General features: G+C 70.3%; 21 protein-coding genes. 17 read left to right on the top strand and 4 right to left on the bottom strand.

Annotated elements, in window-relative coordinates; genetic code table 11:
- Nucleotides 1-21: 21 nt before the first annotated feature.
- Together ASF44_RS19395 and ASF44_RS19390 are read left to right on the top strand one after the other, a co-directional pair.
- Nucleotides 22-270: a GlsB/YeaQ/YmgE family stress response membrane protein gene (locus ASF44_RS19395; protein ID WP_056900891.1), complete on the top strand. Its 249-nt coding sequence runs from the start codon at nucleotides 22-24 to the stop codon at nucleotides 268-270.
- A gap of 17 nt (nucleotides 271-287) precedes the next feature.
- Nucleotides 288-812 carry a hypothetical protein gene (locus ASF44_RS19390; RefSeq protein WP_056900890.1) on the top strand — a complete coding sequence of 175 codons (525 nt, stop codon included), beginning with the start codon at nucleotides 288-290 and terminating at the stop codon, nucleotides 810-812.
- A gap of 17 nt (nucleotides 813-829) precedes the next feature.
- On the opposite strand, the gene ASF44_RS19385 is transcribed toward ASF44_RS19390, so the two are convergent.
- Together ASF44_RS19385 and acs are read right to left on the bottom strand one after the other, a co-directional pair.
- The gene (locus tag ASF44_RS19385) at nucleotides 830-1,318 is read right to left on the bottom strand and encodes a hypothetical protein (protein ID WP_056900889.1); all 489 of its coding nucleotides are present in this window, start codon (nucleotides 1,316-1,318) and stop codon (nucleotides 830-832) included.
- Nucleotides 1,319-1,544: 226 nt separating this feature from the next.
- On the bottom strand, nucleotides 1,545-3,512 hold the full coding sequence (gene acs, locus ASF44_RS19380; protein ID WP_056900888.1) for an acetate--CoA ligase: 1,968 nt from the start codon (nucleotides 3,510-3,512) through the stop codon (nucleotides 1,545-1,547).
- Nucleotides 3,513-3,685: 173 nt separating this feature from the next.
- Here acs and ASF44_RS19375 point away from each other — a divergent pair, with 173 nt between their 5' ends.
- The 6 genes from ASF44_RS19375 to ASF44_RS19350 all read left to right on the top strand — a co-directional run bounded on the left by ASF44_RS19375 (nucleotide 3,686) and on the right by ASF44_RS19350 (nucleotide 9,546).
- The gene (locus tag ASF44_RS19375; protein ID WP_056900887.1) at nucleotides 3,686-5,662 is read left to right on the top strand and encodes a PAS-domain containing protein; all 1,977 of its coding nucleotides are present in this window, start codon (nucleotides 3,686-3,688) and stop codon (nucleotides 5,660-5,662) included.
- The gene (locus ASF44_RS19370; RefSeq protein WP_056900886.1) at nucleotides 5,659-6,405 is read left to right on the top strand and encodes a response regulator transcription factor; all 747 of its coding nucleotides are present in this window, start codon (nucleotides 5,659-5,661) and stop codon (nucleotides 6,403-6,405) included. The genes ASF44_RS19375 and ASF44_RS19370 overlap by 4 nt, the downstream gene beginning before the upstream one ends.
- Nucleotides 6,406-6,504: 99 nt before the next feature.
- Nucleotides 6,505-6,822 (top strand): DUF485 domain-containing protein, encoded by a 318-nt coding sequence (locus ASF44_RS19365; protein WP_056900885.1) that lies wholly within the window; start codon nucleotides 6,505-6,507, stop codon nucleotides 6,820-6,822.
- A complete protein-coding gene (locus ASF44_RS19360) occupies nucleotides 6,819-8,546 on the top strand; it encodes a cation acetate symporter (RefSeq protein WP_056900884.1) in 1,728 nt (575 codons plus the stop codon). Before ASF44_RS19365 ends, ASF44_RS19360 begins: the two co-directional genes overlap by 4 nt.
- 9 nt (nucleotides 8,547-8,555) lie before the next feature.
- Nucleotides 8,556-9,116 carry a YeeE/YedE family protein gene (locus ASF44_RS19355; protein ID WP_369820942.1) on the top strand — a complete coding sequence of 187 codons (561 nt, stop codon included), beginning with the start codon at nucleotides 8,556-8,558 and terminating at the stop codon, nucleotides 9,114-9,116.
- Nucleotides 9,117-9,126: 10 nt separating this feature from the next.
- The gene (locus tag ASF44_RS19350; protein WP_056900882.1) at nucleotides 9,127-9,546 is read left to right on the top strand and encodes a YeeE/YedE family protein; all 420 of its coding nucleotides are present in this window, start codon (nucleotides 9,127-9,129) and stop codon (nucleotides 9,544-9,546) included.
- Between the two features lie 119 nt (nucleotides 9,547-9,665).
- On the opposite strand, the gene ASF44_RS19345 is transcribed toward ASF44_RS19350, so the two are convergent.
- Nucleotides 9,666-11,792 carry a RecQ family ATP-dependent DNA helicase gene (locus ASF44_RS19345; RefSeq protein WP_235579279.1) on the bottom strand — a complete coding sequence of 709 codons (2,127 nt, stop codon included), beginning with the start codon at nucleotides 11,790-11,792 and terminating at the stop codon, nucleotides 9,666-9,668.
- A gap of 281 nt (nucleotides 11,793-12,073) precedes the next feature.
- On the opposite strand from ASF44_RS19345, the gene madL reads away from it, so the two are divergent.
- Both madL and madM read left to right on the top strand, forming a co-directional pair.
- A complete protein-coding gene (gene madL, locus ASF44_RS19340; protein WP_056900880.1) occupies nucleotides 12,074-12,487 on the top strand; it encodes a malonate transporter subunit MadL in 414 nt (137 codons plus the stop codon).
- A 5-nt stretch (nucleotides 12,488-12,492) separates the two neighbouring features.
- On the top strand, nucleotides 12,493-13,257 hold the full coding sequence (gene madM / locus ASF44_RS19335; protein WP_056901124.1) for a malonate transporter subunit MadM: 765 nt from the start codon (nucleotides 12,493-12,495) through the stop codon (nucleotides 13,255-13,257).
- 91 nt (nucleotides 13,258-13,348) lie between these two features.
- Here the strand turns inward: madM and ASF44_RS19330 are convergent, their stop codons facing one another.
- Nucleotides 13,349-14,596, bottom strand: a complete 1,248-nt coding sequence (locus tag ASF44_RS19330) for a D-alanyl-D-alanine carboxypeptidase family protein (protein WP_235579278.1) — start codon at nucleotides 14,594-14,596, stop codon at nucleotides 13,349-13,351.
- Between the two features lie 459 nt (nucleotides 14,597-15,055).
- Between ASF44_RS19330 and ASF44_RS19325 the strand changes: the two genes are divergently transcribed.
- The 7 genes from ASF44_RS19325 to ASF44_RS19295 all read left to right on the top strand — a co-directional run bounded on the left by ASF44_RS19325 (nucleotide 15,056) and on the right by ASF44_RS19295 (nucleotide 25,128).
- Entirely contained in the window at nucleotides 15,056-15,667 is a 612-nt protein-coding gene (locus ASF44_RS19325) for a type IV toxin-antitoxin system AbiEi family antitoxin domain-containing protein (RefSeq protein ID WP_056900879.1), read from the top strand.
- Nucleotides 15,664-16,509 (top strand): nucleotidyl transferase AbiEii/AbiGii toxin family protein, encoded by an 846-nt coding sequence (locus ASF44_RS19320; RefSeq protein ID WP_056900878.1) that lies wholly within the window; start codon nucleotides 15,664-15,666, stop codon nucleotides 16,507-16,509. Before ASF44_RS19325 ends, ASF44_RS19320 begins: the two co-directional genes overlap by 4 nt.
- Before the next feature lie 152 nt (nucleotides 16,510-16,661).
- Nucleotides 16,662-16,874 carry a hypothetical protein gene (locus tag ASF44_RS19315; RefSeq protein WP_156374600.1) on the top strand — a complete coding sequence of 71 codons (213 nt, stop codon included), beginning with the start codon at nucleotides 16,662-16,664 and terminating at the stop codon, nucleotides 16,872-16,874.
- Nucleotides 16,871-18,409, top strand: a complete 1,539-nt coding sequence (locus tag ASF44_RS19310; protein ID WP_056900876.1) for a TIGR02677 family protein — start codon at nucleotides 16,871-16,873, stop codon at nucleotides 18,407-18,409. Before ASF44_RS19315 ends, ASF44_RS19310 begins: the two co-directional genes overlap by 4 nt.
- Nucleotides 18,406-19,656, top strand: a complete 1,251-nt coding sequence (locus ASF44_RS19305) for a TIGR02678 family protein (RefSeq protein WP_056900875.1) — start codon at nucleotides 18,406-18,408, stop codon at nucleotides 19,654-19,656. The genes ASF44_RS19310 and ASF44_RS19305 overlap by 4 nt, the downstream gene beginning before the upstream one ends.
- 56 nt (nucleotides 19,657-19,712) lie before the next feature.
- Nucleotides 19,713-23,858: a TIGR02680 family protein gene (locus ASF44_RS19300; protein ID WP_056900874.1), complete on the top strand. Its 4,146-nt coding sequence runs from the start codon at nucleotides 19,713-19,715 to the stop codon at nucleotides 23,856-23,858.
- Nucleotides 23,845-25,128, top strand: a complete 1,284-nt coding sequence (locus ASF44_RS19295; RefSeq protein ID WP_056901122.1) for a TIGR02679 family protein — start codon at nucleotides 23,845-23,847, stop codon at nucleotides 25,126-25,128. Before ASF44_RS19300 ends, ASF44_RS19295 begins: the two co-directional genes overlap by 14 nt.
- Nucleotides 25,129-25,142: the final 14 nt, after the last annotated feature.

The following is a 25,142-nucleotide window of genomic DNA, read 5'->3' as shown; positions in this document are numbered from 1 at the left end:
TCCACTCCAACTGCAAGCACCATGTTTTCCTTGATCGGCACCATCATCGTCGGCTTCATCGTCGGTCTCCTGGCCCGTGCATTGAAGCCCGGCAACGACAAGCTGGGCATCGTCATGACGTCCATCCTCGGCATCGCCGGCTCCCTGCTGGCGAGCTGGGCCGGCCAGAAGATGGGCTGGTATGCCGTGGGCGATCCGGCCGGGTGGATCGCCTCCATCGTCGGCGCCATCGTGCTGCTGGTGATCTACGGAATGGTCAAGGGCAGGTAAGCCGCAGAAGAGCCGCCATGGCAACCGCGCTGGAACTGGCCCAGGGCGACGACCGCCTCGTCGCGGCCGTCCGGCGTGGCCGGCGCCTGTTGCACGGCAAGGCCATGGTGGCGGCTGCCGCCAGCGCCATGCCGGTGCCAGGCCTGGACTGGGCTGTCGACGCGGCCGTTCTTTCGCGCCTGATCCCGGCCGTGAGCGCCGAGTTCGGCCTCACGCCCGAACAGATCGAGCGGCTGGAGCCACGCCAGCGCGACCAGGTGCAAAAAGCCGTCAACATGGTCGGCTCCGTGCTCATCGGCAAGTTCATCACGCGCGACCTCGTGCTCAAGGCCGCCGCCGCGGTGGGCATGCGGCTCACGGCCAAGCAGGCCGCCAAATACGTGCCGTTCGCCGGCCAGGCCATCTCTGCCATGGTCGGATACAGCGCCATCCGTTTCCTCGGCGAAGAACATCTCAAGGACTGCGTGCGCGTCGCGCGCGAGGCACAGCTGGCCTTGCCGGAACCTGCCCCGCGCAAGCGGCTGCTGCTGGGGCGTACTTGAACGTCGCTTCCTGAGCCTCAGTGCCGAAATGGCTTGAGGTCCAGCAGGATGGTGACCGGCTGGCGGTTGGCCGCGCTGCCGGCCACGATGCGGGCCCCGCATTGGCTGGTCTGTCCCGGGCGGCCCTCATAGGCCAGGCGGCGCTGGAAACGCGACGCGTCGCCATCGGACAGGAAGCCCACACGGTGGTCGCCCAAGCGCACTTCGACGCGGCCCCCAACCTCCCTGGGCGCATGCAGGGTCGCCCTGCACAGGGCGCCGATGTCCGCCAGCGCCGCGCGCAGCACGGCCTGGTGGCGCTCCGTGTCGACGATCTCGAAATCGAAGCGGCCCAGCGGCTGCCAGTGGTGCAGCTCGGTGGCCTGCGTGCCGCTGCCGGCGCTGGCGCCGAAATCCGACACGGCCAGCGCATAGAGGTCGCCCATCGGGTCGACGCGTGGCCGGACCCGGCGCCACCACAGCAACAGCACGGCAGCGCCGACCAGGACCATGACCAGTTCAGACATCGGAATTCCCCCTCGCGTGGCTCGCGCATGCCCGCAAAGCCTGGGGTTTTACCGGATTCCGGGCGGCTTGTGCAATGCCGCCCGTCAAGCGTCCGCTTGCTTCAGTTGGACTGCGCCAACTGATCCAGTATTGCGGGGTTTTGCCGGCACATCACATCGCCTGCGGCGATATGAGTGCCGTCCAACTCCGCAAGCGCTGCGCGCCCGCGCCTGCGGCGCGACCGGATCAGTTGGACTGCGCCAACTGATCCAGTATTGCGGGGTTTTCCAGCGTCGAGGTGTCCTGGGTGATGGCTTCGCCCTTGGCGATGGACCGCAGCAGCCGCCGCATGATCTTGCCCGAGCGCGTCTTGGGCAGGTTGTCGCCGAAGCGGATGTCCTTGGGCTTGGCGATGGGGCCGATCTCCTTGGCCACCCAGTCGCGCAGCTCCTTGGCAATCTGCTTGGCCTCTTCGCCGTGCGGGCGCGGGCGCTTGAGCACGACGAAGGCGCAGACCGCCTCGCCCGTGGTCTCGTCGGGCCGGCCGACCACCGCGGCCTCGGCCACGAGGTCGGTCTTGGCCACGAGCGCGGACTCGATCTCCATCGTGCCCATGCGGTGGCCCGAGACGTTCAGCACGTCGTCGATGCGGCCCGTGATGGTGAAGTAGCCCGTCTGCGCGTCGCGGATGGCGCCGTCGCCGGCCAGGTAGTAGCCCTTGAGCTCGGGCGGGTAGTAGCTCTTGACGAAGCGCTCCGCGTCGCCCCAGATGGTGCGGATCATGCCGGGCCAGGGACGCTTGACGACCAGGATGCCGCCATGGCCGTGCGGCACGTCGTTGCCCGTCTCGTCGACGATGGCCGCCGCGATGCCCGGGAACGGCAGCGTGCACGAGCCCGGCACCAGGGTGGTGGCGCCCGGCAGCGGCGTGATCATGTGGCCGCCGGTCTCGGTCTGCCAGAACGTGTCGACGATGGGGCAGCGGCCGCCGCCCACGTGGTGGTGGTACCACTCCCAGGCGGCGGGGTTGATGGGCTCGCCCACCGAGCCCAGGATGCGCAGGCTGGTCAGGTCGTACTGCTTGGGGTGCACCACCTCGTTGCCCTCGGCCGCCTTGATCAGCGAACGGATCGCGGTGGGCGCGGTGTAGAACACCGTCACCTTGTGGTCCTGGATCATCTTCCAGAAGCGGCCCGCGTCCGGGTAGGTCGGCACGCCCTCGAACACGATCTCGGTGGCCCCCAGCGCCAGCGGCCCGTAGGCGATGTAGCTGTGCCCCGTCACCCAGCCGATGTCGGCCGTGCACCAGAACACGTCGTCGTCCTTGAGGTCGAAGGTCCACTTGGTCGTCACCGCGGCCTGCAGCAGGTAGCCGCCGGTGGAGTGCTGCACGCCCTTGGGCTTGCCGGTGGAGCCGGAGGTGTAGAGCAGGAACAAGGGATGCTCCGCCTCCACCCATTCGGGCTCGCAGGTGGAGGGCTGGCCTTCGGTCAGTTCGTCCAGCCACAGGTCGCGCGGCGCCTGGAACGGCACCGCACCGCCGGTGCGGCGGGCCACCAGCACGTTGCGCACGCTCTCGCAGCCGCCCAGGCCGATGGCTTCGTCGACGATGGCCTTGAGCGGCAGCTGCTTGCCGCCGCGCACCTGCTGGTCGGCCGTGATGACGATGGACGCGCCGGTGTCGGCGATGCGGTCGCGCAGCGCCTGCGCCGAGAAGCCGCCGAACACCACGGAATGGATGGCGCCGATGCGCGCGCAGGCCTGCATGGCGGCCACGCCGTCCACCGACATGGAGATGTAGATGACGACGCGGTCGCCCTTCTTCACGCCCAGCGAACGCAGCCCGTTGGCGATGCGGCAGGTGCGCTCGAGCAGTTCGCTGTAGCTCACGCGCGTGACCTGGCCGTCGTCGGCTTCGAAGACCAGGGCGGTCTTGCCGCCCAGGCCGCGCTCGACGTTGCGGTCCAGGCAGTTGTACGAGACGTTCAGCGTGCCGTCGGCGAACCACTTGAAGAACGGCGCCTGGCTGCTGTCCAGCACCTGCGTGAAGGGCGTCTTCCAGCTGATGAACTCGCGCGCCAGGCCGCCCCAGTAGCCGTCGGGATCGGTCTCGGACTCGGCGACCAGCTTGTCGTAGGCCGCACGGCCCGACACATGGGCGTTGCGGGCCAGCTCCGGCGGCGGTGCGTACAGGTCGTTGGTCGGTTCGGTCATCTGGTCTCCTCAGGCACGATGCGGTTGGGATGGGTCGGGGCGATTGCATCACATCGCCCGCCGCTCCGGCCACAAGCATCCCCCAGGAACGTTGCAGGACGGTGCCCCAAACTTAACAAATGTTTGCACGGTGCCACGGCGCCGCGGCAAGGGTTACGCTCGGCCCCTGCGCCATGCCCACCCACGACCCGTCCTCCGAAGCAAGCGCGCCGCTCGCGCGCTACCTGACGCTGCAGGCCGGCCTCGACCTGCTGGACCGCGGCCTGTCCATCTTCGACCGCGACCTCAAGCTCGTGGCCTGGAACCGCGCCTATCTCAAGCTGCTCGACTTTCCCGAGGCCATGGGCTATGTGGGCGCGCCGTTCGAGAGCTTCATCGACTACAACGCCCAGCGCGGCGACTACGGCCCGGGCAATGCGGCCGCGCTCGTGGCCGAGCGGGTGGCAGCGGCGCGCGCGTTCCGTGCGCACGAGATCGAGCGCACGCGGCCGGGCGGCCAGGTGCTGCGCATCCGCGGCGAGCCCGTGCCCGGCCACGGCTTCGTGACGCTGTACTCCGACGTGACGGCCGAGCGCCAGGCCGAAGCCACCATCCGCGCCCACACCGGGCAGCTGGAGGCCCGCGTGGCCGAGCGCACGGCCGAGCTGCAGCGCAGCGAGCAGCGCGTGCGCCTGGTGATGGACTCGATCCCGGCGCTGGTGGGCTTCTTCGATGCCGGCCGCACCTACCGCTACCTGAACCGCGCCTACCAGGAATGGTTCCGCGTCGACACCCGCGTGCCGGCCCAGGTCAGCGCGCGCGCCTTCCTGGGCGACGCGGTCTACGCCGGGGTGCGCCCGCGCGTGCTGCGCGCTTTGCGCGGCCAGGCGCAGAGCTTCGAATACGAACTGCAGACGGCCCAGGGCGACCGCCGCGTCGTGCGCACCTCGCTGGTTCCGGAGCGCGCGGGCGACGGCAGCATCAGCGGATGCTTCGAGCTGACCTTCGACATCACCGAGGAGCGCCGCGCCCAGGTGCTGCTGGCGCGCGCGCACAAGCTCGAATCGCTGACCCACCTGACGGGCGGCCTCGCGCACGACTTCAACAACATCCTGACCGTGGTCATCGGCAACCTGGATGCGCTGGCGCGCAGCCAGCCCGAGGACGGCGCCACGCAGGAATACGTGTTGCCCGCGCTGGGCGCCGCGCGCCGCGGCGCCGAGCTCGTCAAGGGCCTGCTGAGCTTCGCGCGGCGCCAGCCACTGGAGGCGCATTCGGTCAGCGTGGGCGCCCTGCTCGCCACCGTGGCCGGCCTGGTGCGCCGCGTGCTGCCCGAGTCGCTGCAGCTGGCGATCGACGCGGGCAGCGAGCCGCTGTGGACCTGGATCGACCCCACGCTGCTCGAGCAGGCGCTCATCAACATGGTGCTCAATGCGCGCGATGCCTGCGAGGCCAAGGGCGCGCAGGCGCAGATCCGGCTGCGCGCCTGCGCCACGCGCATCGACGCCGCCGCGGCCGCGCCGCTGCAGCTCTCGCCCGGCGATGCCATCCGCATCGACGTGCAGGACAACGGCACCGGCATGGACGCCCACACGCTGGCCCACCTGTTCGAGCCCTTCTTCACCACCAAGCGCGGCGGGCGCGGCACCGGCCTGGGCATGGCCGTGGTCTACGGCTTCATCAAGCAGTCCGGCGGCGCGGTGGACGTGCGCAGCGTGCCAGGCGAAGGCACGACGGTCTCGGTCTGGCTGCCGGCTGCGCAGGCGCCGGCCGAAGCGCCGCGCGCGGCCCGCCCCGCCGCACGCGCCGCGCCGCCCCAGCGTGGCCTGGCCCTGCTTGTGGACGACGACGCCCAGGTGCGGCGCGTGGTCCGGCGCAACCTGCTGGAGCTGGGCTACGTGGTGCTGGAGGCCGAACAGCTGGCCGAAGCACGCAAGCTGCTGGCCGCCACGCCCGACATCGCACTCGTGCTGACCGACCTCGTCATGGCCGGCCCGCTGGACGGCGTGCAGCTGGCCCGGGCCGCGCGCGACGGCCAGTACGCCAAGGCCGTCGTCATCATGACCGGCAACGTGCCGAACGACTGGCCGACGGACGCCGGCAGCCCGCTGCTGCGCAAGCCCTTCACGACGGAACAATTGGCCGCCGCCATCGAACGAGGAGCGACATGAGTGCAGAGACACCCTACCGCGCCGGCAACGACGCCAGCGCCCCGCCCGCGTTGGTCTACGTGATCGAGGACGATGCCGACGTGGCCAGGCTCGTGCTGGCCGCGCTGCGCGATTTCGGCTTCGCCTGCGAGGTGTTCGCCACGGGCGGCGCCGTGCTGCGCCGGCTGCAATTCGAAAAGCCCGACCTGTGCATCGTCGACCTGGGCCTGCCCGACATGGACGGCCTGGACCTCATGCGCCGCATCGCCGCGGCCTCCAGCGCGGGCATGCTGATCCTGACCGGCCGCGGCCACACGGCCGACCGCGTGATGGGCCTGGAGCTGGGCGGCGACGACTACGTGACCAAGCCCTTCGAATCGCGCGAACTCGTGGCGCGCGTGCGCAGCATCCTGCGCCGGCGCGGTGCGGCGGCGGGCACCGCGCCCGGCCAGCGCCGCTATGCGAACTTCCTGGGCTGGCGCATCGACTGCGCGGCCAACGTGCTGCGCGCGCCCGACGGCACCGAGCACCTGCTGGGCACGGCCGAAACCCAGGTGCTGCGCTGCTTCGTCGAGCGGCCGCACCAGATCCTCACGCGCGAGCAGCTCATGGGCGAGCGCGACCTCTCGCCCACCGACCGCACCATCGACGTGCGCATCTCGCGCCTGCGCAAGAAGATCGAACCCGATTCGCACGAGCCCGCCATCATCAAGACCGTCTACGGCGCGGGCTACCTGTTCGCGGCGGATGTCAGCTGGGAGTAAGCGCAATCCGCAGTGCCGTGTGACGAATGGTTGCGGCACCGCCGCAGTGCCGTGCACCAGGTCCAAGATGCCTGCTGGTTTCATTTTCTGGAGACAAGCATGCAAGACGACACGGCCACGGTGGTGGACAGGGTCCAGTCCCACCCCGGCTACCAGGCGCTGCGGCGCAAGCGCAACCGCTTCGGCTGGACACTCACGCTGCTGATGCTGGCCGTGTACTACGGCTACATCGGGCTCATCGCGTTCGACAAGCCATTCCTGGCCCGAGCCATCGGCACCGGCGTCACCAGCATCGGCATCCCGATCGGCCTCGGGGTCATCGTGTTCACCATCGTCATCACGCTGCTCTACATCCGCCGGGCCAACGGCGAGTACGACCGCGAGACCGCCCGGATCCTGCAGGACGCCACGCGATGAACACGCGCCGCAACACCCTCTTCGCGCTGGCGCTCGCCGCCTGCGCAGGCCTCGCGCAGGCCGCCGGCGGCGATGTCGGCCAGGTCGCCAAGCAGCCGACCAACTGGATCGCCATCGGCATGTTCTCGGTCTTCGTGCTGGCCACGCTCTGCATCACCAAGTGGGCCGCGGGCCGCACCAAGTCGGCCTCCGACTTCTACACCGCCGGGGGCGGCATCACGGGCTTTCAGAACGGGCTGGCCATCGCGGGCGACTACATGTCGGCCGCGTCATTCCTGGGCATCTCCGCGGCCGTGATGGCCACGGGCTACGACGGGCTGATCTATGCCATCGGCTTCCTCGTGGGCTGGCCCATCCTGACCTTCCTGATGGCCGAGCGGCTGCGCAACCTGGGCAAGTTCACCTTCGCCGACGTAGCGGGCTACCGCTTCAGGCAGGGGCCCATCCGTGCGTTCGCGGCCTCCGGCACGCTGGTGGTCGTGGCCTTCTACCTGATCGCACAGATGGTCGGCGCGGGCCAGCTCATCAAGCTGCTGTTCGGGCTGGACTACTGGGTGGCCGTGGTCATCGTGGGCGTGCTGATGATGGTCTACGTGCTGTTCGGCGGCATGACGGCCACCACCTGGGTGCAGATCATCAAGGCCGTGCTGCTCCTGTCGGGCGTGACCTTCATGGCCATCATGGTGCTGGCGCAGTTCGGCTTCTCGCCCGAGGCGCTGTTCGCCAGGTCGGTCGAGGTGCGCACGCAGATCGCGTCGAACACCGGCAAGACGCCGCAGGAGGCCGCGGCCATCGGGCTGTCCATCATGGGGCCGGGCGGCTTCGTGAAGGACCCGGTCTCGGCCATCTCCTTCGGCATGGCGCTGATGTTCGGCACGGCCGGCCTGCCGCACATCCTGATGCGCTTCTTCACCGTGCCCGACGCCAAGGAGGCGCGCAAGTCGGTGGGCTGGGCCACGGTGTGGATCGGCTACTTCTACCTGCTGATCTTCATCATCGGCTTCGGCGCCATCACGCTGGTGCTGACCAACCCCGAGTTCGCCAACGTGGCGACGGGCGTGATCCATGGCGGCGCGGGCGCCTCCAACATGGCGGCGGTGCTGGTGGCCAAGTCGGTCGGTGGCAACGTGTTCTACGGCTTTATCTCGGCGGTGGCGTTCGCCACCATCCTCGCGGTGGTGGCCGGGCTCACGCTGTCGGGCGCCTCGGCCGTCTCGCACGACCTGTATGCCACGCTGCTCAAGAAGGGCCATGCCGACAGCAAGGCCGAACTGCGCGTCTCGCGCATCACCACCATCGCCCTGGGCATCGTGGCCGTGGTGCTGGGCATCGCGTTCGAGAAGCAGAACATCGCGTTCATGGTCTCGCTGGCCTTCGCCGTGGCGGCCTCGGCCAACTTCCCGGTGCTGTTCCTCTCGATCATGTGGAAGGACTGCACCACGCGCGGCGCGGTGGTCGGCGGCTTCCTGGGTTTGGCCTCGTCGGTCGGCCTGACGGTGCTGTCGCCTTCGGTGTGGGAGGCCACCCTGGGCCATCCGGTGGGTTCGGCGCCTTTCCCCTACGCATCGCCCGCGCTGTTCTCGATGGCCATCGGCTTCGTGGGCATCTGGTTGTTCTCCGTCACCGACAAGAGCCGCCAGGCCGCCAAGGAGCGCGCGCTGTTCGCTGCGCAGCAGGTGCGCTCGGAGACCGGGCTGGGCGCCTCGGCCGCATCGGCGCACTGACGCACCCCTGTGCCCTTTCGCCTTGACGGCCACCCTGCGGTGGCCGTTTTTACTGGCAGCGACAGATCTTCTACAGTCGTCCGACCCCACACTGCCGCAGCCGCGGCACCGCCCTGCCCCCAGGAGAAACGCACCATGACCATCGACTGGAACGCCTTCACCCCGCATGCCGCGCTGGCCGGCGGCGTGCTGATCGGCCTGGCGGCCACCATCTTCGTGCTGTTCAACGGCCGCATCGCGGGCATCAGCGGCATCCTGGGCGGCCTGCTGCGCCCGTCCGCGGGCGGCGTCGGCTGGCGGCTGGCCTTCCTGGCCGGACTGGTCGCAGCGCCGCTGGCCTATGCGCTGGCCGCGGCAGTACCCCGGCCGCAGATCGATGCCGGCTGGGGTGCGCTGGTGGCGGCCGGATTGCTGGTCGGCATCGGCACGCGCTACGGCGCCGGCTGCACCAGCGGCCATGGGGTCTGCGGGCTGTCGCGCCTGTCGCCACGCGCGCTGGTGGCCACGCTGGCCTTCATGGGCGCGGGCTTTGCCACCGTGTACGTCGTCCGCCACCTGCTGGGCACCTGAGACGCACGCGATGCCGCTCGTCACCGCCCTGCTCGCTGGCCTGGTCTTCGGCCTGGGCCTGATCGTCTCCGGCATGGCCGACCCGGCCAAGGTGCTGGGCTTCCTCGACCTCGCCGGCGCCTGGGACCCCTCGCTGGCGCTGGTGATGGCCGGTGCCATCGCCGTCGGCCTGGTGGGCTTCACGCTCGCCCGGCGCCGTGCCCGCAGCCTGCTCGGGCTGCCGATGCAGCTGCCCCAGGGCCGCGGCATCGACCGGCGCCTGGTGCTGGGCGGCCTGCTGTTCGGCATCGGCTGGGGCGTGGCCGGCTTCTGCCCCGGCCCGGCCCTGGTGGCGCTCGGCATGGGCGAGGTGAAGGCGGCCGTGTTCGTGGGCGCCATGCTGGCCGGCATGGGCATCTTCGAGTGGCTGGAGCGGCGCGCGCGCCGGTGACGGCTGCCCCTGCCGCCACAGCAGGGAACGCAATGGCCCATACCTGATGCTGGAAGTACGGCGCGGTTGGCCGCGGGCGCAAGCGCGCACCGGCCCCGCTGGAACCGGCGGTCGGCAGCTCAGGGCGCCTGGTGCAGCACCAGCGGCAGCACCGCCGCGGCCCCCGCCTCGCGCAGCAGCACCGCGGCCACCGTCATGGTCCAGCCGCTGCGGTAGCGCATGTCGACCAGCAGCACCGGGCCCGGCGGCACTTCCACGCCGGGCCGCAGCGCCAGCGCCCGGTTCAGCGCCGCCACCTTGGCGCCCGATGCGAGGTCGGCATCCGGCCCTTGCGGCAAGGGCCCGGCCAGGCGCAAGGCTTCCAGTACCGGCAGGCGCCCCCGCTGCGCCACATGCGCGGCCACGGAGGCCACCAGCCGCGGGTGCGTGGCCGAGGGCATGGGCACCACGGCCACCGGCCGCGCCCCCCAGCTGCGCCCCCAGCGGGCAAGCACGTCCACCACGCCGCCGAGCACCTCCGGCGGCGCCTCGGCATCGGCGGCTGCGAACAGCGGCAGCAGCGCGTCGGCCCAGCCGGGATCGTCGGCGAAGGCCAGCGCGCGGCCTTCGCTGCAGCCCGCGATGCGGCCCTTGCGCGCGCCGCCGGCGGGCCAGAGCTTGCGCGGCGCGATCACCACGTCCTGCCCGCGCGCGTGGGCGCGCGCCGCCTCCACACGTGCGGCGCCGGGATGCGCGCCGGGCTCCGGCAGGCGGCCGGTGCACACGCTGCAGCGGCCGCAGTCGCTGGGCGCGGGGTCGTCCAGCGCTTCCTGCAAGAAGCGCATGAGGCAGCCCTGCCCCGCCGCGAACGCGCGCATCAGGCCGGCCTCGCGCGCACGCACCGCGCCCAGCGCCTGCCAGCGCTGGGCGTCGAAGGTCCAGGGCCGGCCGGTCGGCGCCCAGGCCGAGCCCTCGCGCTGCACCACCTCTTCCACCGCCAGGATCTTGAGCAGGCCTTCGAGCCGGCCGCGCCGGATGCCGGTGCTGTTCTCCAGCGCCACCAAGCCCTGCGGCCCGCCCGCCAGCGCGCCCAGGATCTGGCCCACGCGCTTCTCGTCCGGCACGCCGGCGGTGGCGAAGTAGGCCCAGATGCGCTCGTCCGTCTCGGCCGGAAGCAGCACGGCCACCGCATCGTCCAGCGCGCGGCCGGCGCGGCCGACCTGCTGGTAGTAGGCCACGGGCGACGAGGGCGAGCCGACGTGGATGCAGAAGGCCAGGTCGGGTTTGTCGTAGCCCATGCCCAGCGCGGACGTGGCGACCACGGCCTTGAGCGCGTTGCGGCGCAGGGCGTCCTCGATCTGCTGGCGCGCGGCGGTCTCCAGCCCGCCGTGGTAGGCCGCCACGTCGAAGCCGCAGGACTGCAGGAAGCCGGCGATGCGCTCGGTGTCGGCCACCGTCAGCGCGTAGACGATGCCCGAGCCGGCGAAGGTGGCCAGCGCATCGGCCACCCAGGCCAGCCGCTCCAGCGGCCCCAGACCCGGCACCACGGCCAGGCGCAGGGAGGAGCGCGCGAGCGAGCCGCGGAAGGTCTGCGTGTCCGGCCCCAGCTGGCGCGCGATGTCCTCGGTCACGCGCTGGTTGGCCGTGGCGGTGGTGGCCAGCACCGGCGTGCCGGCCGCGATGCCCAGCAGCGTCCTGGACAGGCGCTGGTAGTCGGGCCGGAAGTCGAAGCCCCAGTCGGAAATGCAGTGCGCCTCGTCGATCACCACCAGCCCCGCGCTGGCCAGCAACTGCGGCAGGCGCCGCGCGAAGCCGGGGTTGCCCAGGCGCTCGGGCGACACGAGCAGCACGTCGAGCCGGTCGTCGGCAATGTCGGCGAAGACCGTGTCCCAGTCGTCCAGGTTGGTGGAGTTGATGGTGGCCGCGCGCAGCCCGGCACGCGCGGCCGCGTCGACCTGGTCGCGCATCAGCGCCAGCAGCGGCGAGACGATCAGCGTGGGGCCTTTGCCGCTGGCGCGCAGGGCGGAGGTCGCGGCCCAGTAGACGGCCGACTTGCCCCAGCCGGTGGCCTGCACCACGAGCACGCGGGCGTGGTGCTCGACCAGCGCGGCGACGGCCGCCGTCTGGTCGTCGCGCGGGTGCGCGGCGGGCCCGGCCATGGCGGCGAGGACCTGGCGCAGGTGGGTGTCGGCGAGGCCCATGGCGGCGGCGGAAGTGACGAGGTTGGCGAGTGCCGATGGTAGTCCCGCAGGGGTCGACGAAGCCACCGTCCCGCCCTTCGGAGCCCACGCCAGCGGTGCGCGCCAGCATCCCCGGCCAGCGTGGGACTGCCGCTGGCATGCCGATGGATGCCGCGCAGCACGCGAGGCATCGGGTTAACCCTCGATCGTTGCGGGCTTCGTAAGCATTCGCAACGGGGCTTCATTGATCGGCCACGAGCGGCCCGTTACCTTCGCTGCCGAGACACTGGCAACGATGCATGCAGGGGCGCATCGGGCCAACCCGCCTCGACACGCCGCACCGCGGCCCACCCACAGGAGACTCGGACATGATCATCTACGGAACCGCGCTGCTCGCGGCCTGCCACCTGCTGGGGATCTTCCTCGGCGACCTGCTGGGCCATGCGCTCGGCGTCAAGACCAACGTGGGCGGCGTCGGCATCGCGATGATGCTGTTGATCTTTGCGCGCATCTACATGGCGCGCAAAGGCATCCTGCCCAAGCTCACCGAATTGGGCGTGGAGTATTGGGGCGCGATGTACATCCCCGTCGTCGTGGCCATGGCGGCGCAACAGGACGTGGTCGCCGCGCTGCGCGGCGGGCCGGTCGCACTGCTGTCGGCGCTCGGCTCGGTCGCAGTCTGCGCCTGCGTCATCGCGCTGATCAACCGGACCGAACGCCCGGGCGCCGAGACGGACTCCCCGTCCGGACCGCACAACGAACTGCTGGCCAAGGCGGAGTGATCGCCATGATGGAAATCCTTCAGAAAGCGGCCGAACAGAACGGCCTCGTGACCGCCTTCGCTGTAGTGGGCGTGGTGATGCTGCTGTCCATGCAGATCTCCAAGCGGTTGACCATGGGGCGGGTGCACGGCTCGGCGATCGCGATCGTCATCGGCCTGGCGCTGGCCTACTGGGGCGGCATCAAGACCGGCGGCCACAAGGGGCTGGCCGACATGTCGCTGTTCAGCGGCATGGGGCTGATGGGCGGGGCGATGCTGCGCGACTTCGCGATCGTCGCGACCGCCTTCGAGGTGCAGGCCACCGAAGCGCGCAAGGCCGGAATGGTCGGCGCGGTCGCGTTGCTGCTGGGCACCGTGCTGCCGTTCATCGTCGGCGCGTCGGTGGCGCGGAGCATGGGTTATTCCGACGCCGTGAGCATGACCACGATCGGCGCCGGCGCCATCACCTACATCGTCGGCCCGGTCACCGGCGCGGCGATCGGCGCGAGCTCGGACGTGATGGCGCTGAGCATCGCCACGGGCCTGGTCAAGGCCATCATGGTGATGGTGGGCACGCCCATCGCCGCCAAGTTCCTGGGGCTGAAGACGCCCCGCTCGGCGATGGTCTTCGGTGGCCTGGCCGGCACGGTCAGCGGTGTTTCCGCAGGCCTTGCGGCCACAGACCGCAAGCTGGTGCCGTACGGCGCCCTCGTCGCGACCTTCCACACCGGGCTGGGCTGCCTGCTCGGGCCGTCGCTGCTGTTCTTCGCCGTCAAGGCCATCGTCGGTTGACCGGCCGGGCTGTCCCGCGACGGGCCGGGACGGCCTCCAACGCCGGAGCCCTGCATGCGTGCGGACTTCCGGGAGAACCGAAGCCGCCGGCCTACTTGCCGAACAGCCGCAGCAGGTGCTGCCAGGCGCGCAGCATGAAGCCCGCGCGCTCGACGTCGGCCTGCGCGACCAGCGGCGCCTCTGCCACGGGCTTGCCGCCCGACGTGGCCACCACCTTGCCGATCACGGCGCCCTTGGCCACGGGGGCCTCGAGGTCGGCGTTGATCTGGGCGGCCGTCTCCAGCTTCTGGCCCTTGGGCACGGTGATGGTCCAGGGCGCGCCCAGCACGGCCGGCACGGTGTCGGCCTTGCCGAAGCTGACCTTGGCCACGGCCACCTGCGCGTCCGGCTGGATCGGCGTGGCCTTCTCGAAGCGGGCGAAGCCCCAGTTCAGCAGCGCACGCGTCTGGTCGGCCCGCGCCTGCATGCTGCTGGTGTTCAGGATCACGGTGATCAGGCGCATGTTGTTGCGCTTGGACGAGGTGACGAGGCAATAGCCCGCCTCCTGCGTGTGGCCGGTCTTCAGGCCGTCGACCGACGGGTCGGTGTAGAGCAAGGCATTGCGGTTGCCCTGCTTGATCTTGTTGTAGGTGAACTCGCGCTCGGCGTAGATCGGATAGAAGTCGGCGCTGTCGTGGATGATGGCGCGCGCCAGGATCGCCAGGTCGCGCGCGGAGGCCTTGTGCTCCGGGTCGGGCAGGCCCGTGGCATTGACGAAGTTGGTGTGCGTCATGCCCAGGCGCTTGGCCTCGGCGTTCATGAGCTTGGCGAAGTTCTCCTCGGTGCCGGCGAGGTGCTCGGCGATGGCCTTGGAGGCGTCGTTGCCCGACTGCACGATGATGCCGCGCAGGATGTCGATCACCTTGGCCTGGGCGTTGAGCGGCAGGTACATGCACGACTCGGTGCTGGAGCCGCGGCACCAGGCGTTCTCGCTCACCGAGACGAGGTCGTCCTGCTTGAGCTTGCCGTTGCGGATGGACTGCTCGACCAGGAAGCTGGTCATCATCTTGGTCAGCGAGGCCGGGGGCAGCGGCTCGTCGGGGTTCTCGGACGCCAGCACCTGGCCGGAGTCGTAGTCCATCAGCAGCCAGGCCTTCGCGGCCAGCACCGGCGGGCCGCCGGGCTCGGCGGACTGCGTGACGGAGGGCGGCGTGGCCGCGGCCTTCTTCTGCGCGCCGGCCTTTTGCGCGGCGGGCTTGCCGGCATGGTGCTGGGCGGCGAAGGATGCCGATGACGGGAGGAAGCCGCCGACGGCGATGGCGAGGACGGCGGTAAGGACCAGGGAACGGTTGGCTTGCACGATGCTCAGGGACAGGAAAACGGATGGTGATTCGGATGCGGGTTCGATCGGAGTGCGACGGGTGCTCATTCCCACTCAATGGTTTCCGAGAGCCGGAGACCCGCATGGATCCTTGCTTTGGGGGGGTGGGGCATTGTGCTTTACCGTCACTTCTACCGTTCAAAAATGGGCGCTCTTGCTGGCGCGGGAGATGGACTTGGTTCGCGGGGCGGCTACTCCAGCGCATCAATCGTCAAAAATCGCCAGCGACCGTGGCTCTATTTTGCCCGCGTTGAACGCGCTCTCTGCAAAACGGCGCAGGCAGGGTGTCCTACCCGGCTTCCGGGATGAGTTCGCCTTATACGTTGGGAGCGCTGTTCCGAAACTCACGCGTTCGGAATTTCCAGGTAGCTTTCATTAGCATTGCGTTAGCTAGTCGTTTGTTGACAAATGACTAATTATTGCAACAAACTTCAGGGGATGGGCTCGGACTCCACGCTCGAACAAGCCGTCCTCGCGTTCGCCGGACGTCGCCCACTGCTGCGCGCGCGAGATCTGGCTGAGCAGGGCTTTCCAACCGTGGTGCTCAGCCGGCTGGTTGCAGCCGGCAAGCTTGAGCGCATCGCCCGCGGCGTCTACAGCCTGCCAGGGCGCCCGCTCAGCGAGCACCGGTCTTTGGCCGAGGTAGCCCTGCGCGTGCCGCGTGGCGTGGTGTGCATGCTGTCGGCGCTGCGCGTCCATGGCATCGGAACGCAAGCGCCCTTCGAGGTCTGGATGGCGATCCCCCATCACTCGCCCACACCCCGGCTGGACCAGCCTGCCCTGCGCGTGGTGCGCATGTCGGGCGCCGCTCTGACCGAGGGCATCGAGCCGTTCGAGATCGACGGCGTGAAAGTCCCGGTGTTCAACGCGGCCAAGACGGTGGCCGACTGTTTCAAGTACCGCAACAAGATTGGCCTGGACGTGGCGCTGGAAGCGCTGCGCGATGGCTGGTCGCAGCGCAAGCTGACCATGGATGCGCTCTGGCACTACGCCACGGTGGATCGCGTTGCCAATGTCATGCGGCCCTACCTGGAAAGCGCCACCGCATGAGCCGCAACCTGGCCGCTTCCATCCGCGCCCGCCTGAAGCAGCGCGCCGATGCCACGAAACAGGACTTCAACCTGACGCTGACTCACTATGGGTTGGAGCGGCTTCTGTACCGGCTGTCGGTATCGCCGCATGCCGCCAATTACCTGCTCAAGGGCGCACTGCTGTTTTCGCTGTGGTACGACCAACCACATCGGCCGACGCGGGATGCGGACCTGCTGGGCTTCGGTCCAGACGATCTCGACACCGCCGTGGCGGCCTTCCGCGAGATGTGCCAGATCGTGGTGGAGGATGGCATCGCATTCGATCCTGCCTCGGTCAACGGCTCGGTGATCCGCAGAGAGGCGGGCTACGGCGGTGTGCGGATCGACCTGCGGGCGAAGCTGGATGGTGCGCGCATCGCGCTGCAGGTGGACATCGGTTTTGGCGACGCGGTCACGCTGGCGCCGGAGACGGTCAGCTACCCGGTGCTGCTCGAAGACCTGCCCGCCCCGCAACTGCGCTCCTATCCGAAATACACGGTGGTGGCCGAGAAGTTTCATGCGCTGTGCCTGCTCGGCATGGCCAATACCCGCATGAAGGACTACTTCGATCTCTGGGTACTGCTTGCCGAGAATGCCTTGGAAACCGCCGAACTGCGCCGCGCAGTCGAGGCCACGTTTGATCGCCGGAAACTCGCAATGCCCAGCACCCTCCCTTCGGGCTTAAGCGATGCATTCATGCAGGATGCCGCGAAGCAACGACAGTGGGCGGCCTTCCTGAAAAAGAATCGACTCGAGGCCCTGGACCTCGCCCAGGTCGTCGCGCTGTTGCGCGGCGAGTTCCAGAAACTCGGGACCTTCTGAATTGCGCTGCCTTCGCGAACGCTGGTGGTGGAACGATCCTGTACGGGATTGCCGATGAAGACGTCGAGGGTGTGCCTGCTGCGGCGGCACTCAAGCACAGTCCCGCACCTGAGCGCAGATAGACGATCAGCAGCACCTCATACCATCGGCGCATGAGCACAGGGTCAAGATTCGAACGCGCGCAATTGGTAGACATCGGCGTCAACTTCCACTCGGCGCAGTTGGTGTCGCTGACTGATCAATTGTTGATGCGTGCACGGGCGGAGCCGGCCAATCTTCCTTGGGTCTCCACCAGCGCGGCAGAGCTGGTTGGGCGCGATGTCGACGATGCGGGCCGGACGTGGATGCCGGACTTCACCTCATGACAGTCCGCGCCGGCGTCCAAGCCGAACTTTTTCGTCACGTCAGCGCCGAAAAGACTGCGCTCTACCGCGCCGTGATGCAGACCTTTGCAGCCGCCAAGCGCCAGTTCCGCCTGCACCTGCGGCCCGACGAGGTGCTGATCGAAGGCCACTGGCAGGGCATGCCCGCTGCGCCACGGCTGGAGGAGTTGCAGGCCGCACTGGCCCAGCTCACCGAATGGGGCAACCTCGAATCGCAGCCCGACACCACGCGCGTGGCCAGCATCGCCGATTTCTACCGTGCCAAGTTCCTGTACCGCCTGTCGCAGGGCGGCGAGGCGGTGGAGTCGGCCCTGGAAACCTTCGCGCGAGCGCTCTCGCGCCGTGCCGAGCTGCAGACCGTGGCGCTGGAAGACATCGCGCACCGGCTCGAAGCCCTGCAAGCCCTGGCTGAGGAGGAAGCGCCCGACGCCGCCAAGGTGCACGCCACGCTGCGCGACCTGGTGCGCGTGTTCGAGGGCCTGGCAGACAACGCGCAAGCCTTCATGGCCGGCATCGCGCGCAGCATCGAGCTGCAGCAGGCCGACGCACAGGCCGTGGTGGCCTACAAGCGCCGCCTGATCGACTACCTGGAGCGCTTCATTGGCGATCTGGTCAGCCGCTCCGGCGGCATCGCACAGCGCATCCTGGCGGTGGCGCCGCGTATCGAGATGCTGTTGTGGCTGGCCGTGGAGCGTGAATCGCGCGACGCAGCGCCCGGCAACGAAGAGGAGCAACGCGAGGCGCAAGTCCGCAGCCTGCGGGCCTGGCGCGAGCGCTGGCGCGGCCTGCGGCGCTGGTTCATTGCCGAGCGGCACGACCCACCCCAGGCCGAGCTGCTGCGGGCCAAGGCACGCGCCGCGATCCCGCTGCTGCTGGCCGCCGTCGCCGCGCTCAACGAGCGCCGCAGCGGGCGCAGCGATCGCTCGGCCGACTTCCGCGTGCTGGCCGGCTGGTTCGCTTCCTGCGAGGACGATCCGCAGACGCATCGTCTGGCGCGCGCGGCCTTCGCGCTGCAGCCGGCACGGCACTTCGCGCTGAACCCCGCGCTGCAACCCGGCGCCGCCGAACTGCCCGCCAGCACGCCCTGGGCCGAAGCGCCGCCGCTGCGCATCCACCCGCGGCTGCGCGAGTATGGCGAGGCCGCGCCGCGCGGCCCAATGCCCCGCGTACAGGCGCGCGACGACGCCCGGCGCCTGCTCGCAGCCCAGTTGCACGAGGAACATGCGCAGATCGAAGCCGCGCGCCAGCGCCTCGCCACGGACCGACCCGTGAAGCTCTCGGAGCTGGGCGCGCTCGACCCGCATGCCTTCGGCCTGTTCCTCGCCTTGCTGGGCGAAGCGCTGGCCGCGCAACCCGACCCCGAGGCCTCGGTCGAGCAAGCCAGTGGCGACGGCCTGCTGCGCATCCGGCTGCAGCCCTTGGCGCCCGGCAGCCGGGCCGAGATCCACACACCGGCCGGCGTGTTCTCCGGCCGCGACCACCTGCTGACCATCTCCGAGGTGGACACACGCGCATGACAGACACCCGCCAGATCGCCCGCCAGCAGCAGAGCCACCGTGACGACGAGCGCGTCCACGCGCTGCGCGCGCTCTTGATGACTCCGCTGATGACGCCGGCGCACGAAGACTTCGCGGCCGTGCGCCGCCATGCGGACGACCTGCGCGCCTGGTTCGCACGCGAGGCCGGCTGGCCGCTGCACATCGAGCGCGACTGCGCGCGCCTGTATAAGCGCCCGGCCGACCTGTCCGACGCCAGCCGCGGCCTGCCAGGCTACGAGCGCCGGCGCTACGTGCTGCTGTGCCTGGCCTGCGCCGTGCTGGAGCGCGCCGAGGCCCAGATCACCCTGCGCCTGCTCGGTGACCGGCTGCTGACGCTGGCGGCCGATCCGATGCTGGACTCGCGCGGCTTCACTTTCAACTTGACCGCCCCGCACGAGCGGCGCGAGCTGGTGGCCGTGTGCCGCACGCTGCTGGCGCTCGGCGTGCTGCAGCGCGTGGCCGGCGACGAGGAAGGCTTCGTGCGCGATGCCACGGCCGGCGGCGAAGGCGCCGATGCGCTCTACGACGTGCAGCGCCGCGTGCTGGCCGGCATGCTGACCGCCGTGCGCGGCCCCTCCACCTGGCCGGACACGCAGGCACCGGTGACGCTGGACGAGCGCCTGGCGTCGCTGGTGGACGAACACGTGCCCGACAGCGAGGACAGCCAGCGCACGGCCCTGCGCCATCACCTGGCCCGCCGTCTGCTGGACGACCCGGTGGTCTACTTCGACACGCTGGAAGAAGCCCCGCGTGCGTACTTCGCCAACCAGCGTGGCGCCATGGCCACACGCCTGTGCGAGGCCACCGGCCTGGTGCCCGAGCAACGGGCCGAAGGGCTCGCGCTGGTCGACGAGGACGGCGCGTTGACCGACGTGGCCATGCCGGCCGAAGGCACCGAGGCCCACGCCACCTTGCTGGTGGCCGAGTTCCTGGCCGGCCGGCAACGCGCCGGTGCGGCCGAAGGCTGCGGCCTGGACGAGATCGCCGCCTTCATCACCGAGGCGCGCAAGCGCTACGGAAACTACTGGCGCAAGTCCGCGCGCGAGCCCGGTGCCGAGCACGAACTCGCCCGCACTGCCGTGCAGCGCCTGGCGCAGTTGCGCCTGATCTCCACGCAGGGCGAGCAGGTGCGCCCGCTGCCTGCACTGGCCCGCTTCGCACTCGGCGAGACCGAACTGCGAGCCGCCACCGCCCCTTCACAGAACTCCCTGTTCGACGCCGCATGAGCCTCGCCCGGCCGCCCGAAGAGGCTCGCACCGCAGCCGCAGGCGAAGGTATCCCAATGACCGACAACGCCCGCCCCGCCCTGCCCCAACCCGATCTGCCACGCTGGCAGCCGCTGCGCCTGGGCCTGGTCGAGCTGTTCCACTACGACAGCGAGGAGTTCTGGTTCCGCGACGGCCACCTGCTGCTGCGCGGCAACAACGGCACCGGCAAGTCCAAGGTGCTGTCGCTGACCTTGCCCTTCCTGTTCGACGCGCAACTCAAGTCCTCGCGCATCGAGCCCGACGGCGATCCCGGCAAGAAGATGGCCTGGAACCTGCTGCTCGGCCGCCATGAGCGGCGCATGGGCTATGCCTGGATCGAGTTCGGCCGTGTCGATGCCGACGGCACGCCGCACTTCCTGACGCTCGGCTGCGGCCTCGCGGCAACGGCCGCGCGGGCGCAGGTGGACAGCTGGTTCTTCCTGCTCGAAGGCGGACGCGTCGGGCAGGACCTCTGGCTGATCGGCCCCACGCGCGTGGTGCTCACACGCGAGCGGCTGCGCGACGCGCTAGAGCCGCTGGGCGGCCAGCTCTTTCCCACCGCCGCCGAGTACCGGCGCGCCGTGGACGAGCGCCTGTTCCACCTCGGCCCGGTGCGCTACGCCGCGCTGATGGACACGCTGATCCAGTTGCGCCAACCCCAGCTGTCGAAAAAGCCCGACGAGGTCAACCTGTCGCAGGCGCTGACCGAAGCACTGCCGCCGCTGCCCACCGACCTGCTGGCCGACGTGGCCGACGCACTGAGCCGGCTGGAGGAAGACCGCCGAGAGCTGGCCGAGTACGAGGCGCTGGAACGCGCCGTCGATCAGTTCAACCAGCGCTACCGGCGCTATGCCGCCACGCAGGCCCGCCGCAAGGCGCGCAATCTGCGCGGCGCGCAGACCGGCTTCGACAACGCCAGCCGCGCGCTGAACGACAGCCGCAGCGCACTGACGCAGGCCGAGGCAGCAGAAACCGAGGCAATTGCGCAATTGGCGGCAGACGACGCCGCATTGGCCACCGCACGCCTGCGCCACGAAGCGCTGCAGAACGACCCGGCCATGGCCGGCGCCAGGCAACTCGACAACGCCGAGCGCGAAGCCCGGCGCCGGCAGGACGAAGCGGGCAAGGCAGCAGTCGATCGCCGCGAGGCCGAAGCCCGCCTGGCGCGGGAACAGCAGGCCAGCCGCCAGCGCGGCGAGCGCAGCGAACAGGCCGCGCGCGTACTGGCCACCCGGCGCCGGGATGCGGCGCAGGATGCCGCCAACGCCGGCCTGACGCGCGCGCTCGACGCGAATCCCCTAGCCGTTGCCGAGCTCGCCACGCTGGAACCCTCGGCCGTTCTGGCGGCACAGGACGAGTTGCGCCGCGCGCTCACCTTGCGCCGCGAGCAGGCCGCCTTGCTGCTGCAGCGCTGCGACGCCGTCGAGCGCAAGGCCGAAATGCATCGCCGCGAACAGGAGCACCGCGACCTGTGCCGCGACGAAGCCGAGGATGCCGCCGCCCGCCGCGCCGAAGCCGACGCTGCCGTCAACGAACAGGCCCAGGTATTGCAAGACGCCTGGCAGAACCACTTCGACAGCCTGCGCGAGCTGCACCTGCTGGACGCGCCCCAGGTGCTGGACCGGCTGACGACCTGGGCCCTCGATCCGCAAGGGCAGAACCCGGCCAGTGCGGCACTGCTGTCGGCCCAGCAGGCCGGCGCCGACCGCCTGGCCCGGCGCCAGGCCGAGCTGGAGGCACAGCGCCGCACGCTGGCCGAAGAACAGCAGACGCTGCAGGCCGAACGCACACGACTGGAACAGGGTGAAGACGCGCTGCCGCCGGCCCCGCACTGGCGCAGCGAATCCGCCCGTGCCGGTCGGGCGGGGGCGCCGCTGTGGCAGCTCGTCGACTTCGCATCCGGGCTTGCCGATGGCCAGCGCGCTGGTCTGGAAGCCGCGTTGCAGGCCGCCGATCTGCTGGACGCCTGGGTCACACCGGACGGCGGGCTACTCGGCGCCGACGGCTCACCACTGCTGCATGACACGCAGTGGCTGGCCCGGCCCACGCAAGCCGCCTCGCTGGCGGACTGGCTGCAACCCGCAGACAACAGCACGGTGGCGCCTGTGGTGCTGCGGCGCCTGCTCGAAGGCGTGGCCTGCGGAACCGAAGATGCACCGGCCGCCGAAGCCTGGCTCTCGCCCGACGGGCGCTTTCGCCTCGGCGCGCTGGCTGGCGCCTGGTCCAAGCCGCGCGCCGAATTCATCGGCTACGCGGCACGTGCCGCCGCACGCGCGCGGCGATTGCAGGAGATCGTCGAGCGCCTGTCCGAGCTGGCCACGGATGCCGTCGCATTGGCGCGATCCTTCGACCAGCTCGTAGCCGCTCGCCAACAAGCCACGCAGGAATGGGAGCGCGCGCCCGGCGACGACGCATTGCGCGGTGCCCATGCCCAGGCCGCCGCCAGCGCCCGCGAATACGAAGCCGCCCGCCTGCGGCTGGACCAGGCCGAGCGCCGCTGGCGCGAGGCCGCGCAAGCCTGGGAGCTGGCCCAGCACGCACTGGCGCGCGACGCCGAAGACCTCGCGCTGCCGGCGAACCGCGAGGCCTTGGCCGCCATTGCGCTGGCCTTGCAGACCTTCGGCGAGGCCATCCACGCGCTGGCAACGGCCGCACGCGAGCTGCGGGATGCCTCGGTCGAGCTGGCGCAGCAGCGCGCGCGTGAACACGAGGCCATCACCGCAGCCGAGAGCGCCGCGGAGCAAGCCGCCGAGCGCGCGGCGCTGGCCGAGGAAGCCCAGATCCATTGGCAGACCCTGGTGGAGTCCATCGGCGCAGCGGTCGAGGACGTGCGCCGGCGCCTGAGCGAAGCGCGCAGCGCCGTGAGCACCGGCCAACAGCGGCTGAACCAGCAGCACGAAGCCCGCCGACAGGCCGGCGAAGGCCGCGCCAAAGCCGAACAAAAAGCCCTCGCCGCCACCGCCATGCTGGACGAGCGCACGGCCGCGCGCCAGCACGCCGTGGCCCAGCTGCAAGGCTTCGCCGCCACCGGCCTGCTGGCCACTGCGCTGCCCGACGCCGAACAGCCACCGCAGACAACGCCCTGGACCATCGAGTCCGCGCTGACCCTGGCGCGCCGCGCGGAACAGGCGCTGTCGGACGTGAAGGACGACGACGAAGCCTGGAGCCGGGTGCAGACCCAGGTGTCGCAAGACTTCACCGAGCTCGGCCGCGCGCTGTCCGCGCTCAGCCACCAGGCGCAGGCCGAGACCAGCGACCATGGCTTCGTGGTCCGCATCGTCTACCGCAACCGGCCCGAGCGGCCCGACCAGCTCAGCCTGCAACTGGCGGCCGAGATCGCGCAGCGCCGCGAGCTGCTGACGGCCGGCGAACGTGAGGTGCTGGAGAACCACCTGCAGGCCGAGATCGCCGCCGCGGTGCAGAAGCTGCTGCGCGAGGCCGAGCATCAGGTCGAGGCGATCAACACAGAATTGCACAAGCGCCCCACCTCCACCGGCGTGCGCTTCCGCCTGCAATGGCAAACGCTGCCCGAAGGCGCCGAGGGTGCCCCCGTCGGCCTGGAAGCCGCGCGCCGCCGCCTGCTCAACACCAGTTCGGACCTGTGGACCGCGGAGGACCGTCGCGTCGTCGGCGAGATGCTGCAGCAGCGCATCGCGGCCGAGCGCAGCCGCGCCGATGCCGAACAAGGCGGCAGCCTGCAGGAGCAACTGGCACGTGCGCTGGACTACCGGCGCTGGCACCGCTTCCGCGTGCAGCGCTGGCAGGATGGGCAATGGCGCGCCCTGTCCGGCCCCGCCTCCAGCGGCGAACGCGCACTCGGCCTCACCGTGCCCCTGTTCGCCGCCGTTTCCAGCTTCTACAGCCAGGCCGGCAGCGCGCAGGCGCCACGGCTAGTGCTGCTGGACGAAGCCTTCGCCGGCATCGACGACGCCGCACGCGCCCACTGCTGGGCGCTGGTGCGCGAGTTCGACCTCGACTTCGTCATCACCAGCGAACGCGAATGGGCCTGCTCGGCCGAGCTGCCGGGCGTGGCCATTGCGCAGCTGCAGCGCCGCGAGGGCGTGGACGCGGTGCATGTCTCGCGCTGGGTCTGGGACGGGCGCATGCGGCGGCGCGAGGACGACCCGGACCGCCGCTTCCCGCCGGCACCCCCACCGCCGCCAGCCGATGGCAACACCTGACCCTCGCCTGCAGCGCCTGCTTGGCGGCCCCGAGCTGGCCGCGCTTCGGCAACGCCTGCGGCGCCATTTCGAGCGCGGCGGCGCGGCCGAGGGCATGTTGCAACTCAGCCAATTGCAGCCAGTTGAGCGCGAGGCGCTGGCGCTGCTGAGCGGCCGGCCCGCCAAAGTGACGAGCTCGCTGCGCCTGGATCTTGCCGAATTGCAGGCCCGACTACAGTCTGCCGGCATCGCAGGTTCGCTGCGCGAAGCTCTGGAGCGGCTGGACGGGCCGATCACAGACTTCCTTGCCGAACGCGCCGTGACCCAGGCCGCCTGGCTGGTCATACTGTCCAGGCCCGACCGCCATCCGTTCCTGCATGCCTGGCTGCAATCCGCCACCGCTGCCGGATTGCTAAAGCGCCTGTCGCGACAGGATGCCAATGCCGCCGACATCTTGCTGATGCAGGCCGGCAGAGTCCTCGGCCGCTTGCCGGCTACCGGCTTGCCGCGCTCGCAGCTGGCCGCACAGATCCTCGGTGATGCGCACGCCCTCGACCCCGGCCGACCCGTCGCGGCATTGGTGCTGGCAGCCTGGCGCCATGCCGAAGCAGCGCGCGGCGTGCCCGCTGCCGAAATCGGTGACGAGGCTCTCGATGACTCCCGGGAGGAGCCGCCCGGCCCCGCTGTCGACGAACGCGCGCGTGACATCTGGGCGCGCGCTGGTGTGCTCGTCAATGAACTCGCCCGACCGGTGCTGGTGCTGAACTTGCCGTTACCCTTAGGCTTGGACACCGCGCCCTGGCTGCCCGGCGAACCCGCCTACCTGTCGCTGCGCTGGCTGCTGCGCGCTGCACCTCAATGGGCCATGGCCGGCCGCACGGTGTTCGTCTGCGAAAACCCCAATCTGCTGGCCATCGCCGCCGACCAACTCCACACCCGTTGCGCGCCTCTGGTTTGCACCGATGGCATGCCGGCCGCCGCACAGCGAACGCTATTGCAACAGTTGGCGAGGTCCGGCGCGCTATTGCGCTATCACGGTGACTTCGATTGGGCCGGCCTGCGCATTGCCAACCATTTGCTACGCTATGCCGGTGCTGCACCCTGGCGCATGGAAATGGCCGACTACGAAACGGCCGCACGGGCCGCAACGTCCGCACGCCACGCCCTGACCGGCTCCGAAACAGAGGCGCTCTGGGACGCACATCTGGCCCCCACCATGCGTCGATACGGCCTGGCGATTGCCGAGGAAGCGCTGGCCGAGTCCCTGCTCGATGACTTGTGCCTCACCTGACACAGGAGTCCTGC

The organism is Pseudorhodoferax sp. Leaf274, from assembly GCF_001422445.1.
GTDB lineage: Bacteria > Pseudomonadota > Gammaproteobacteria > Burkholderiales > Burkholderiaceae_C > Pseudorhodoferax.
Note: the sequence above shows the minus strand (reverse complement) of the source record. Positions and strands in the feature narration are given on the sequence as shown.

Excerpts from the sequence above, each read along its gene's own strand:
- ASF44_RS19395 (WP_056900891.1), top strand. The coding sequence starts at position 22 with ATGTTTTCCTTGATCGGCACCATCATCGTCGGCTTCATCGTCGGTCTC.
- ASF44_RS19390 (WP_056900890.1), top strand. The coding sequence starts at position 288 with ATGGCAACCGCGCTGGAACTGGCCCAGGGCGACGACCGCCTCGTCGCG.
- ASF44_RS19385 (WP_056900889.1), bottom strand. The coding sequence starts at position 1,318 with ATGTCTGAACTGGTCATGGTCCTGGTCGGCGCTGCCGTGCTGTTGCTG.
- acs (WP_056900888.1), bottom strand. The coding sequence starts at position 3,512 with ATGACCGAACCGACCAACGACCTGTACGCACCGCCGCCGGAGCTGGCC.
- ASF44_RS19375 (WP_056900887.1), top strand. The coding sequence starts at position 3,686 with ATGCCCACCCACGACCCGTCCTCCGAAGCAAGCGCGCCGCTCGCGCGC.
- ASF44_RS19370 (WP_056900886.1), top strand. The coding sequence starts at position 5,659 with ATGAGTGCAGAGACACCCTACCGCGCCGGCAACGACGCCAGCGCCCCG.
- ASF44_RS19365 (WP_056900885.1), top strand. The coding sequence starts at position 6,505 with ATGCAAGACGACACGGCCACGGTGGTGGACAGGGTCCAGTCCCACCCC.
- ASF44_RS19360 (WP_056900884.1), top strand. The coding sequence starts at position 6,819 with ATGAACACGCGCCGCAACACCCTCTTCGCGCTGGCGCTCGCCGCCTGC.
- ASF44_RS19350 (WP_056900882.1), top strand. The coding sequence starts at position 9,127 with ATGCCGCTCGTCACCGCCCTGCTCGCTGGCCTGGTCTTCGGCCTGGGC.
- madL (WP_056900880.1), top strand. The coding sequence starts at position 12,074 with ATGATCATCTACGGAACCGCGCTGCTCGCGGCCTGCCACCTGCTGGGG.
- madM (WP_056901124.1), top strand. The coding sequence starts at position 12,493 with ATGATGGAAATCCTTCAGAAAGCGGCCGAACAGAACGGCCTCGTGACC.
- ASF44_RS19325 (WP_056900879.1), top strand. The coding sequence starts at position 15,056 with ATGGGCTCGGACTCCACGCTCGAACAAGCCGTCCTCGCGTTCGCCGGA.
- ASF44_RS19320 (WP_056900878.1), top strand. The coding sequence starts at position 15,664 with ATGAGCCGCAACCTGGCCGCTTCCATCCGCGCCCGCCTGAAGCAGCGC.
- ASF44_RS19315 (WP_156374600.1), top strand. The coding sequence starts at position 16,662 with ATGAGCACAGGGTCAAGATTCGAACGCGCGCAATTGGTAGACATCGGC.
- ASF44_RS19310 (WP_056900876.1), top strand. The coding sequence starts at position 16,871 with ATGACAGTCCGCGCCGGCGTCCAAGCCGAACTTTTTCGTCACGTCAGC.
- ASF44_RS19305 (WP_056900875.1), top strand. The coding sequence starts at position 18,406 with ATGACAGACACCCGCCAGATCGCCCGCCAGCAGCAGAGCCACCGTGAC.
- ASF44_RS19300 (WP_056900874.1), top strand. The coding sequence starts at position 19,713 with ATGACCGACAACGCCCGCCCCGCCCTGCCCCAACCCGATCTGCCACGC.
- ASF44_RS19295 (WP_056901122.1), top strand. The coding sequence starts at position 23,845 with ATGGCAACACCTGACCCTCGCCTGCAGCGCCTGCTTGGCGGCCCCGAG.